The 11,765-nt window shown below is 46.3% G+C and carries 12 protein-coding genes; 10 read left to right on the top strand and 2 right to left on the bottom strand.

The features are described 5' to 3' along the window. Positions 1-62 precede the first annotated feature (62 nt). Together glgD and ACZMB2_RS04260 are read right to left on the bottom strand one after the other, a co-directional pair. Complete coding sequence (gene glgD / locus ACZMB2_RS04265) at positions 63-1,205, bottom strand: glucose-1-phosphate adenylyltransferase subunit GlgD (RefSeq protein ID WP_487595670.1); 1,143 nt, start codon at positions 1,203-1,205, stop codon at positions 63-65. Continuing rightward, complete coding sequence (locus ACZMB2_RS04260) at positions 1,199-2,407, bottom strand: glucose-1-phosphate adenylyltransferase (protein WP_487595669.1); 1,209 nt, start codon at positions 2,405-2,407, stop codon at positions 1,199-1,201. The genes glgD and ACZMB2_RS04260 overlap by 7 nt, the downstream gene beginning before the upstream one ends. Positions 2,408-2,655: 248 nt before the next feature. Between ACZMB2_RS04260 and ACZMB2_RS04255 the strand changes: the two genes are divergently transcribed. From ACZMB2_RS04255 to hydE, 10 genes are all read left to right on the top strand, one after another. Then, complete coding sequence (locus ACZMB2_RS04255) at positions 2,656-2,802, top strand: hypothetical protein (protein ID WP_487595668.1); 147 nt, start codon at positions 2,656-2,658, stop codon at positions 2,800-2,802. Positions 2,803-2,879: 77 nt separating this feature from the next. Beyond that, positions 2,880-3,974 carry a sensor histidine kinase gene (locus tag ACZMB2_RS04250; protein ID WP_487595667.1) on the top strand — a complete coding sequence of 365 codons (1,095 nt, stop codon included), beginning with the start codon at positions 2,880-2,882 and terminating at the stop codon, positions 3,972-3,974. Continuing rightward, on the top strand, positions 3,964-4,671 hold the full coding sequence (locus tag ACZMB2_RS04245; protein WP_487595666.1) for a response regulator: 708 nt from the start codon (positions 3,964-3,966) through the stop codon (positions 4,669-4,671). The genes ACZMB2_RS04250 and ACZMB2_RS04245 overlap by 11 nt, the downstream gene beginning before the upstream one ends. Before the next feature lie 12 nt (positions 4,672-4,683). After that, the gene (locus tag ACZMB2_RS04240) at positions 4,684-5,334 is read left to right on the top strand and encodes an endonuclease III domain-containing protein (protein ID WP_487595665.1); all 651 of its coding nucleotides are present in this window, start codon (positions 4,684-4,686) and stop codon (positions 5,332-5,334) included. A 92-nt stretch (positions 5,335-5,426) separates the two neighbouring features. After that, complete coding sequence (locus tag ACZMB2_RS04235; protein WP_487595664.1) at positions 5,427-6,635, top strand: iron-containing alcohol dehydrogenase; 1,209 nt, start codon at positions 5,427-5,429, stop codon at positions 6,633-6,635. Positions 6,636-6,640: 5 nt separating this feature from the next. Next, positions 6,641-8,026, top strand: a complete 1,386-nt coding sequence (locus tag ACZMB2_RS04230; protein WP_487595663.1) for an aldehyde dehydrogenase — start codon at positions 6,641-6,643, stop codon at positions 8,024-8,026. Between the two features lie 88 nt (positions 8,027-8,114). Beyond that, positions 8,115-8,591 (top strand): GNAT family N-acetyltransferase, encoded by a 477-nt coding sequence (locus tag ACZMB2_RS04225; RefSeq protein ID WP_118771561.1) that lies wholly within the window; start codon positions 8,115-8,117, stop codon positions 8,589-8,591. Positions 8,592-8,732: 141 nt separating this feature from the next. Beyond that, positions 8,733-9,542 carry a tRNA threonylcarbamoyladenosine dehydratase gene (locus tag ACZMB2_RS04220; RefSeq protein ID WP_487595662.1) on the top strand — a complete coding sequence of 270 codons (810 nt, stop codon included), beginning with the start codon at positions 8,733-8,735 and terminating at the stop codon, positions 9,540-9,542. Further along, complete coding sequence (locus ACZMB2_RS04215; RefSeq protein WP_118771559.1) at positions 9,539-10,741, top strand: PP-loop family protein; 1,203 nt, start codon at positions 9,539-9,541, stop codon at positions 10,739-10,741. The genes ACZMB2_RS04220 and ACZMB2_RS04215 overlap by 4 nt, the downstream gene beginning before the upstream one ends. Beyond that, complete coding sequence (hydE, locus tag ACZMB2_RS04210; protein WP_118771558.1) at positions 10,698-11,738, top strand: [FeFe] hydrogenase H-cluster radical SAM maturase HydE; 1,041 nt, start codon at positions 10,698-10,700, stop codon at positions 11,736-11,738. Before ACZMB2_RS04215 ends, hydE begins: the two co-directional genes overlap by 44 nt. The last annotated feature ends 27 nt before the right edge of the window (positions 11,739-11,765 follow it).

Below are 11,765 nucleotides of genomic sequence, written 5' to 3'. Positions count from 1 at the left end.
TAGAAAAAGGGAAGAGCCCGGATTCGCATGAATCCGGGCTCTTCCCGTATCTGGAAGTGATATCAGACAATATGGAATTTGGCAATGTATACTGGATAGGTATCTGTACCCTTCATTTCCTTTCCGGCTGTCACAATGACATTTTTGTCAGCAATCAGATACTCGATATCAGCACCTGCTTCCACAACGGTATCCTGCATGAGAATACAGTTTTTTACTTTAGCACCTTTGGCAATTTTAACGCCTCTGGAGAGAATACTGTTCTCTACTTCGCCCTCGATAAGGCAGCCGTCAGCAACCATTACATTGCGTACGGTAGCTCCTTCTACATAACGGGTCGGTGTATCATCACGCACCTTGGTGTAAATGGGAGACGGGGAGAAGAGGGCATTCAGATTGTAATCATCCAGAAGCTTCATATTCTCGTCAAAATAAGTTTTGATATTGGAAATGCATGCTACATAACCATCGTACTTATACCCGCGGATATTCAGCTTGTTCAGCTGCGGAATCAGCACGTCGCGCTCCAGCCACTCTTTGCCCAGAAGAGATGCCTCGGTAATCAGATCAATCAGAAGTTCTCTTTCCAACACGATGATATTGAGTGAGAAATTCTGGATTCCTTCCTCTTTGGAGTTTATATAAATTTTGGTGACTTTGTCGTCATCCAATCCGAGGGTGTAGTAATATCCCTTCGAATCATCGCGGACTTTGCGGAATCCTTCCGGAATCTCCTGCTCGCGATACACCATGGTAATGTCAGCACCGCTTTCGATATGGGAATTAACCAGTTTGTTAAAATCAAAGTTTGCTGCAATATGGCAGTCTGCCAGAATTACATATTTTTTCTTCTGGTCGTTTAAAAATCCCAGAATGTTGGCGAGTGCACCTGCACGTCCGCGGTATGGTTTGGAAGATTTATCCGCATAAGGGGGGAAAATCTTCAGTCCACCGTTTTTACGAACCAGATCCCAGGAACGGCCAGATCCCAGATGATCGATAACAGACTGATAATTGTTATTTACGATAGCGGCTACCGTATCAATACCACAGTTTGACATACTGGACAGCATAAAATCGATCATACGGTATCTGCTGGCAAAAGGAATGGAGCCCATCAGGCGGACATTTACCAAATCCGGGACAAAGGTATCATAGCTGTTTGGAAAGATAATTCCCAGAGTATTTAAATTAGCATTTACCATTCTTCTGCACCACCTTCTACATTTTTGCTTACCATAGCTTTCGGTCCAATCACGGCTCCTTCACCGATGGTTACACCGGAACCGATGGTGGCAACTCCCTTTTCATCACCTTCCGGCATAGCGCCGACAACGGCATTTTCACCGATGGTAACATTTTCTGCCACAATACAATGACGAACGACTGCACCGCTTGCGATGGTTGTGCCGCCCATAATCACGGCATCCTCCACAACAGCACCTTCGGCTACTTTTACACCGGAGAACAGAACAGAATGTTTTACTGTACCTTTGATACGGCATCCGTCGGTGATCATGGAATCATGCACATTGGCAGTAGCGCTGATCTTGTGACCGGTCATACCACTGTTTCGGCTATAAATCTTCCAGTTGTCATCAAAAAGGTTGATACCGCTGTGTTCCGGATCCAGAACTTCCATGTTAGCTTCCCATAGGGAAGAAATGGTTCCTACGTCTTTCCAGTAGCCGCTGAAATGATAAGCGTACATCTTGCGGTTATCTCTGAGTAGATTCGGGATAATATTGTTTCCAAAGTCATTTTCAGAGTTAGGATCCTGCTCGTCTTCTTCCAGATATTTGCGAAGAACATCCCAGTTGAAAATGTAGATACCCATGGAAGCCAGATTGGACTTCGGATTCTTCGGTTTCTCCTGGAATTCCAGAATACGGTCATCCTCATCGGCAACCATCAGACCGAAACGGGAAGCATCCTCCCATGGCACTTCCATAACAGCGACACTGAACTCAGCGCCCTTTTCTTTATGGAAGCGGAGAAAATCACTGTAGTCCTGCTTGCAGATCTGATCACCGGAAAGAATGATCACATACTGTGGATCATAAGACTCAATAAATGAAATATTCTGGTAAATAGCATTGGCTGTGCCCTTGTACCAGTCTGATCCGGATGCTTTCTGATAAGGCGGCAGTACATGTACGCCTCCGTAAAGTCTGTCCAGATCCCACGGCTGTCCGTTGCCGATGTATTCATTTAGTACCAATGGCTGATACTGGGTAAGGATACCAACAGTATCGATACCGGAATTGATACAGTTAGAAAGCGGAAAATCTATGATACGGTATTTCCCACCGAATGGAACCGCTGGTTTTGCAAGCTTCTGGGTCAGCGCATACAGTCTGGAACCCTGACCTCCAGCCAGAAGCATTGCAATCATTTCTTTTGCCATAACATTCCCTCCTGAAGAATTCTATATGATATATAATTTTACTATATTTTTTGCAAAAATGATAGGGTTTTTGTGCAAAATATTTGTAATATTTCTACAAAAACTCGACAAACAGGTGTTAATAACAGGTTAAGAAAAAGAGCAGTCGGTTAACAGAAGGTTAAGATCCGGTAAAAGCCATAGATACATCGGCAGGATTATGTTATGATGCCGACAAAATTAAATGAAAAAGAAAAGAGGATGGCATCATGCAAAATTTATTTAGTATGCTTCTTGTTGCATTTATGGTGGTACTGGGAGGAATTCCTTCTTTGTATATCCTGATCAGTCTTCCGGTGATTCTGGTGCAGAAGATTTACCGGAAAGCAAGATATGGAACATCCATATGGAATTAGACACTGGAGAAGGACTTTGGAAACAAAGTCCTTTTTTTGTATAGGAAACTTCATTGACACTTTCAGGGGGCTGGGCTATGATAACAACAGGACGAAAGAAAAATGGAATGGAGCGATGGAACGCTGTGTGGAAGAACATTTCGATTACGGCAGGAATTCTGGCGGCAGCCTCCGGATTTACCCTGCTGCTTAACTCATTTGTCAATTCTGACAGTCATGTGCCGCTGTTGTTTGTACTGGCAATTTTGTTTATTTCCCGTTTTACGGAAGGATATATTTACGGAATCGTGGCAGCGATTGCAGCGGTCATTGAGGTGAATTATATTTTCACCTATCCTTATTTTGAATTTAATTTCACCATTACCGGTTATCCGCTGACTTTTGTGGCGATGCTGGCAGTGTCTTTGAGCGTCAGTGCCCTGACCACTCAGATCAAGCAGCAGGAACAGATCCGGTTGGAAGTGGAAAAAGAGAAGATGCGGGCAAATCTCATGCGGGCGGTTTCCCATGATATTCGTACACCCCTCACTTCTATTATGGGATCTGCTTCCGGGATTATTGAAAATCATAAAGCGCTTTCGGAAGAAAAACAGCTGGAGCTCCTGTATGATATCAGGGAAGAAGCTCAATGGTTGATCCGGATTGTGGAAAACCTCCTGTCTGTTACCCGGATGAGTGGGGAAAATACAAAGCTGAACACGGAAGAAGAAGTAGCGGAGGAGGTTATCAGCAGTGCGGTGATGAAATTCCGCAAGCGTTTTCCGGATGAAAAAGTGGAAGTAAAGATGCCGGAGGAAATGCTGCTGGTTTCTATGGACGGTGTGCTGATTGAGCAGGTGTTGGTGAATCTTCTGGAAAATTCCGTGCTCCACGGGAAAACGGTGTCACTGATTCAAATTATTGTGACTCATGAACCGGGAAAAATGATCGTATCTGTGGAAGACGACGGACAGGGCATTAAGGAAAGTGTGCTTCCGGTCATGTTTGAAGGAAAGCTTTCCTCTGCAGATGGAGAAGAATATGATTCCAAGCGGAATATGGGAATAGGACTTTCCGTATGTAAAAGTATAGTGAGCGCCCATAAAGGTGAAATGAAGGCGGAAAACAGAAAAGAAGGTGGTGCCAGAGTCATGTTCTGGCTGCCAATGGAGGATGAAGTGGATGGATATTAAAGATCGTGTCCTGATTGTAGAAGATGATAAAAGTATTCGGAATTTTCTGAGGACAGTTCTGGAAGCTAATAATTTCGATGTGATTACAGCAGTAACAGGGGCTGAGGCCTACAGTATGGCTACGTCTCAGTGCCCGGACCTGGTGATTCTGGATCTGGGTCTGCCAGATATGGACGGCATGAAAATTCTGAAAGGGATCAGGGAATGGTCTGCTATGCCGATTCTTGTGGTCTCTGCCAGAAGTCATGAGCGGGATAAAGTGGAGGCTTTAGACGCAGGGGCAGACGATTACATCACAAAGCCCTTTGGAACATCGGAGCTGCTGGCCAGGGTACGTATGGCTATCCGGCATGCGAGAGCGGCTTTCCTGATGCCGGATGGCGGGAAGACTGGAATTTTTCGTTCCGGAGATCTGACGATAGATTATGACAAACACCGGGTTTATATCCGTGAGCAGGATGCCGGGCTTACCCAGAATGAATTCCGGATTGTAAGTCTTCTTGGGAAATATGCAGGAAAAGTGTTGACCTATGATTTCATAATTAAAGAGATCTGGGGACCGAATATGAAAAATGATAATCGGATTCTTCGGGTGAATATGGCAAATATTCGTCGGAAAATCGAAACCAATCCGGCGCAGCCTCAGTATATCTTTACAGAAGTAGGCGTGGGATACCGGATGGCAGATGCGGATTAAACAGGAGAAAGTATGGACGAACAGAAGAAAAAAGAACTGGCGCTGGAAATTATTGAGCGCCTACGAAAGGAATACCCGGATGCGGACTGCACGCTGGACTATGACGATGCCTGGAAGCTGCTGGTCAGCGTCCGGCTGGCTGCCCAGTGTACGGACGCCAGAGTGAACGTGGTAGTGGAAGATTTATATAAGAAATTTCCCGATGTGGATGCATTGGCAGCAGCGGAGGTGGACGAAATTGAAGAGATCGTCCGTCCTTGTGGGCTGGGAAAAAGTAAGGCAAGGGATATCAGTGCCTGCATGAAAATGCTGAAAGAAGTCTATGGCGGCAAGGTGCCGGATGATTTTAACAAACTGCTGGCACTTCCTGGAGTTGGAAGAAAGAGTGCAAATCTCATTATGGGAGATGTTTTTCACAAGCCGGCCATAGTTACGGATACCCACTGTATCCGGCTGGTGAATCGCATGGGATTGGTGGATGGCATTAAGGATCCGAAGAAAGTGGAGATGGCATTATGGAAACTGATCCCACCGGAAGAGGGCAGTGATTTCTGCCACCGTCTGGTCAATCATGGACGGGATGTCTGTACGGCAAGAACCAAACCTCATTGTGAAAAGTGCTGTCTTAACGACATTTGCGCGAAGGCAGGAGTGGAAAATTAGAGAAAATGAAGGGTCAGGCATTTAAAATGCTTGACCTTTTTTGTTTTTCGCGGCAGTATAGAAAGAAAAAATAGTTTGAGGAGCAAAATAATATGTTCGTATTGAGAAAAATATACTGTCGTGCATTTCAGCTGGCATTTCGTGCCGCGTTGCCATTTTTACCCTATCGGAATCCGGAAATTATTTCTTCTGATGCGGAGATTCCGGCGGTATTGAGAAAGCATGAACTTCAGAAAGTGATGATTGTGACGGATGCAGGTATCCGAAAGCTGGGACTTACTTCTTTTCTGGAGAAAACCTTGGCAGAAGAAGGAATTGGATACTGTATCTATGACCGGACGGTAGCAAATCCTACGATCTGGAATGTAGAAGAGGCAAAAGACCTGTATCTGAAGGAAGGGGCCCAGGCATTGATTGCATTTGGCGGCGGTTCTTCTATGGATTGCGCCAAGGCTGCAGGAGCCAGAATTGTAAAACCGCGCCAGAGCATCCGGCAGATGAAAGGCCTTCTGAAAGTACATAAAAAACTGCCTCTGCTCATTGCAATTCCCACCACAGCGGGGACCGGAAGTGAAACTACGCTGGCAGCGGTCATTACCGACAGCGAAAAGCATTATAAATATCCCATCAATGATTTTAGCCTGATTCCACGGTACGCGGTACTGGATTATCATGAAACAGTTGGCTTGCCAAAGAGCATTACCGCCACTACCGGAATGGATGCGCTGACCCATGCGGTGGAAGCTTATATTGGCGGCTCGACTACAAGAGAGACCCGGAAGATGGCAGAAAGAGCGGTTTATCTGGTGCATCAGTATCTGAAACGTGCCTATGATAATGGTCATGATAAGGAAGCAAGAAAAGGAATGCTGAAGGCAGCATACTATGCAGGGGTGGCATTTACGAAGTCCTATGTGGGATATGTCCATGCGGTGGCCCACTCTCTGGGAGGTCAGTATGGAACACCTCATGGTCTGGCCAATGCAGTGATTCTTCCGGTTGTGCTCCGTATGTACGGGGCGACCTGTGAGAAACGATTGGGCCGTCTGGCCCGGAGAACGGGAGTAGTAGAGAAGCATCTTAGCGACCATGAAGCTTCCCGGCAGTTTATCGACTGGATACAGGAAATGAATGATGCCATGGAGATTCCGCGGACATTGACGGAGATCCGGGAGCAGGATATCCCGGTTATGGCAAAGCATGCAGATAAAGAAGGAAATCCGCTGTATCCGGTTCCCATGCTCATGAATCGGAAAGAACTGGAAAATATTTATAAGAAGGTAAAAGGTCAGGAGACGTAAAATTAATGGAGAAGAACAATATTTATATAGAAGAAATAGTAAAAAAGCAGCGGATGTATTTTGCAGAAGGCAGAACTCTGGCGGTCGGGCAGAGAATGGAGGCATTAAAAAAACTTGAGCAGGGAATTTTAAACTGTGAGCAGGAGCTATATGCAGCACTGAAAAAGGATCTGGGAAAATCCAGAGCCGAAAGCTACATGTGCGAGGTGGGACTGACGCTCTCTGAACTTCGTTTTGCGAAAAAGCATGTGCAGAAATGGAGCCGGGAGAAACGGGTTCCTACCCCACTGGCACAGTTTCATGCCAGGAGCTTTACTGTACAGGAACCTTATGGCGTGGTGCTCGTCATGTCACCGTGGAATTATCCGGTGCTTCTTACGCTGGAACCTCTCATCGGTGCGCTGGCAGCAGGAAACTGCTGTGTACTGAAGCCGTCTGCTTACTCACCGGCAACATCTGCGGTGATGAAAAAGATGATTGCAGACGTATTTCCCGAGGAGTATGTAACGGTTATAGAAGGTGGTCGCGAGGAAAACCAGAACCTTCTTTCTCAGAAATTTGATTATATTTTCTTCACTGGCGGTGTGCAGGTGGGAAAGATGGTCATGGAAAAAGCAGCTGCAAATTTGACTCCTGTTACCCTGGAGCTGGGAGGAAAGAGTCCCTGTATCATTGATAAAAGCGCCAATCTGAAACTGACGGCGAAAAGGCTTGCTTTTGGAAAATATCTGAATTGCGGACAGACCTGTGTGGCACCGGATTATGTGCTGGTGCACGAAGCGGTGAAGGAGGAGTTCTTAAAGCTCCTGAAATCGGAAATCCGTGCCATGTACGGGGAAGATCCTCTGAAGAATCCGGACTATGGAAAGATGATCAACCGGAAACATTTTGACCGGGTATTGGGACTTATGAAAGAAGAAAAACTGATTCTGGGCGGAGAAAATGATACGGCGTCATTACGGATTGCCCCTGCTGTTATGGATCAGGTGACAGAGGATGACGCAGTCATGCAGGAAGAAATCTTTGGACCTCTTCTGCCGGTACTGACTGTTGGATCCATGGAAGAAGCTATTGCTTTTGTAAATCGCAGACCGAAACCGCTGGCACTGTATCTCTTTACAGAAAATCGGGAAACAGAGAAAAATGTACTGGAATATACTTCCTTTGGAGGCGGCTGCATCAATGATACCATTATTCATCTGGCTACATCCCAAATGGGATTTGGCGGCGTCGGAAACAGTGGAATGGGCTCTTATCATGGAAAGAAAAGTTTTGAGACCTTCAGCCATGAGAAAAGCATCGTGAAAAAATACACATGGATGGACCTGCCTATGCGTTATCAGCCTTATACCGGATGGAAAGAAAAACTGGTGCGGATGTTTGTGAAATAGAGGCTGCCATTGACAGACTGCCCCGACTGAGGGTATGATAAAAAAAGAGAAACTGGCACTGGGGGCGCCAACAGAAGGGGGATAAAAAATGCAGGTAACGATCAAAAAAGGAGTTCCGGAAAGACTGGAAGATTATGTGGATGTGATGCGTGACAGTGCGCTCTGGGATCATTATTATGTCCCGGATGAGAGCCTTTTGAGAGATACGCTGGCAGAAGGACTGAGAGATGGAACGGTATTTATTGCAGAGACCTCTTCCGGAGAGGCGGCAGGTCTGATGATTTGTGAATGGAAGGGAATGTTTGGACTGTGGCCCTATCTGGCACTTCTTGGCGTGAAGAAGAATTATCGGGGAATGGGCATCGGACATCAGTTCCTGGATACATTTGAAGCAATCGGAAGGGCAATGGGAGTCAGAAATCTCTTTATTTGTGTCAGTGGATTTAACCCAAGAGCCAAGGCTCTTTATATGTCAAAAGGTTATAAAAAGGTGGCTTTGATCTCAGATCTTTATAAAGATGGCGTAAATGAAAATGTGCTGATGAAAAAGATTGGCTCATCATAAATAATTCTTGACCTTTCGTTGAGAATAGGGCAGAATTGTAAAAGTATTTTAAGAGACTGGACATAAACGAAAGATAGGCTCTGCCCGGGGATAAATGCGGACAGAGCTTTTCAATGTCCGGCAAAGGAGATGATGGAATCAATGTTGAATCAGTTTTCAAGAACAGAACTTTTACTTGGAAAAGAGAATATGGAACGCCTGGCAGATGCCAGAGTAGCTGTTTTCGGTATCGGCGGCGTGGGTGGATATACCGTGGAGGCGCTGGCAAGAAGCGGTGTGGGCACCTTGGACCTTGTTGATGATGATAAAGTGTGTCTGACCAATATTAACCGCCAGATTATTGCAACCCGCAGTACCGTTGGAAAATACAAGGTGGATGTGGCAAAAGATCGCATTCTGGATATTAATCCCCATGCGGTGGTTCATACTTACAAGACGTTTTACATGCCGAACACGGCAGATCAGTTTGATTTCAGCCAGTATGATTATGTGGTGGATGCCATTGATACGGTGACTGGTAAAATTCAGCTGGTGGAGCAGGCGAATGCCTGCGGCGTACCGATTATCAGTTCCATGGGAGCCGGCAATAAGCTGGATCCGTCTGCTTTTGAGGTGGCTGACATTTACAAGACTTCTGTCTGCCCGCTGGCAAAGGTGATGCGCCGGGAGCTGAAGAAGAGAAGAATCCGCCACCTGAAAGTGGTATATTCCAAAGAACAGCCCTTAGAGCCCATCGACGATATGGCGATCAGCTGCCGAGAACATTGCATCTGCCCGCCGGGTGCTGTGAGAAAATGTACGGAGCGACGGGCAATTCCGGGAAGTACGGCATTTGTTCCGTCTGTCGTAGGTCTTATCATCGCCGGTGAAGTCGTCAAAGATCTGACCGTGAACCGGAAGGAAAAAGCACTAAAACAGCCGGAGGCCACGGTAACAGGAGGTCAGGAATGAAAGTAATTACCATAGAAGAGCTGGAAAAGCTGGCTCCCGGAGAGGCAACCATCGTGGATGTGCGTCCCGAAGAGGAATTCCGGAGAGGTACTTTTGAAGGAGCCATCAACATTCCCATGAAAGAATTTTCAGACCGGATGGATGAGATTCCAAAAGATAAACCGGTCTGGTTACTTTGTCATACCGGAGAGCGTAGTGTGGAATATGTGGAGCTTCTCTGCCTGTCTGGCTATGATGCAGGAAATGTGGAAGGGGGGTACCGTGCATTCTTGCGCCTTCAGCTGGGAAGATTTATTTCCGAAGAAGACATCATGAAGGAGAAAACCAAAGAAATCGAGCGGAGCCTCATTAAAAAGTTCAGAAAATCCATCTGGAGAGCTTTTACCAAAGCAGTACAGAAATACGATCTCATCCAGCCGGGGGACAAGATCGCAGTCTGCATTTCCGGCGGTAAGGATTCTATGCTTATGGCAAAGCTTTTACAGGAACTGCAGCGTCATGGAAAATATCCTTTTGAACTGGTATTTCTGGTCATGAATCCGGGATACAATGCGGATAACTGGAAGATTATTCAGGATAATGCGAAGGTTCTGGGCATTCCGCTGACTGTTTTTGAAAGTGATATTTTTAACATTGTAGCAGAAGTGGATAAAAATCCCTGCTATTTGTGCGCCAGAATGAGAAGAGGCTATCTTTATTCCCATGCGAAAGAACTGGGCTGCAACAAGATTGCTCTGGGACATCATTTTGACGACGTGATTGAAACCGTACTTATGGGGATGCTCTATAGCGGAAAAGTCGAGACGATGATGCCGAAGCTTCACAGTAAGAATTTTGAAGGTATGGAGCTGATCCGGCCTATGTATATGGTAAAAGAGGCGGATATCAAGGCATGGCGCGATTATCACCAGCTGCATTTCATTCAGTGTGCATGCCGTTTTACTGAGAACTGCGCCACCTGTGGAGGAGCAAAGGGCTCCAAACGGGATGAAATGAAAGAGTTGGTTGCAAAATTCCGTGAAACCAGTGACGTGATTGAGTATAATATTTTCAACAGTGTGCATAATGTCAACCTGCGGACCATTATCGGTTATCACAAGGATGACATGGAATATAATTTCCTGGATGACTATGACGATTGGGGGAAGACAGGTCATGGAGAAAATAGCACAGAAGTTTCTGGAGAATCAGAATCTTAATAAAGAAGAGTTCGTAAAGCTGATCCGGTGTGCCCATGATCCGGAGGTAAGAGAGCTTCTGGCAGAGCGTGCACTGGAGCTCCGAAAGAAATATTATGGGGATAAGGTCTATACCAGAGGTCTCATTGAGTTTACCAATTACTGTAAAAATGACTGCTATTACTGCGGTATTCGCAGGGGCAACCGGAATGCGAAACGCTACCGGCTGACAGAAGAGGAGATCCTTGCCTGCTGTGAAAATGGATATGAGCTGGGATTCCGGACCTTTGTACTGCAGGGAGGGGAAGATCCGTATTACAGCGACGAACGGATGGAACACATTATCCGAAGGATAAAAGAAAAATATCCGGAGTGTGCTGTGACCTTGTCCATAGGGGAACGTTCTATGGAGAGTTACCAAAGATTCCGTAAGGCCGGGGCAGACCGGTATCTTCTGCGTCATGAGACAGCGGATGAAACCCATTACCGGACGCTCCATCCGGAAGAAATGAGCCTTCAGAACCGTATGGAATGTCTTAAAAATCTGAAAATTCTTGGGTATCAGGTGGGGGCAGGATTTATGGTGGGTTCACCTAACCAGACCGAAGAATGTCTGGCAGAGGATCTTCTGTTTCTTAAGGAACTGGAGCCTCAGATGGTGGGCATTGGTCCCTTCATTCCTCACCACGATACAGCATTTGCAAAGGAACCGGCAGGGAGCGTGGAACTGACATTGTATCTTTTGTCTGTCATCCGGATTTTGCTGCCGAAGGTACTTCTTCCGGCAACGACGGCCCTTGGCACCATGGATCCTCGAGGAAGAGAAAAAGGGCTTGCCGTGGGAGCCAACGTGGTAATGCCGAATCTGTCTCCGGTGAAAAACCGGAAGCAGTATGAACTCTATGACAATAAAATCTGCACCGGGGAGGAAGCGGCAGAATGCCGCGGCTGCCTTTCCAGAAGAGTGGAAAGTGTAGGTCTTCATCTGGTCAGCGACCGCGGAGACGCAGTGGAATAACGATTCGCGTAAGCAGCGAAGCGAAAG

Source organism: Hominiventricola sp. (assembly GCF_057604405.1).
The sequence above is the reverse complement of the archived record's forward strand: the minus strand, read 5'-3'. Positions and strand labels throughout refer to the sequence as shown.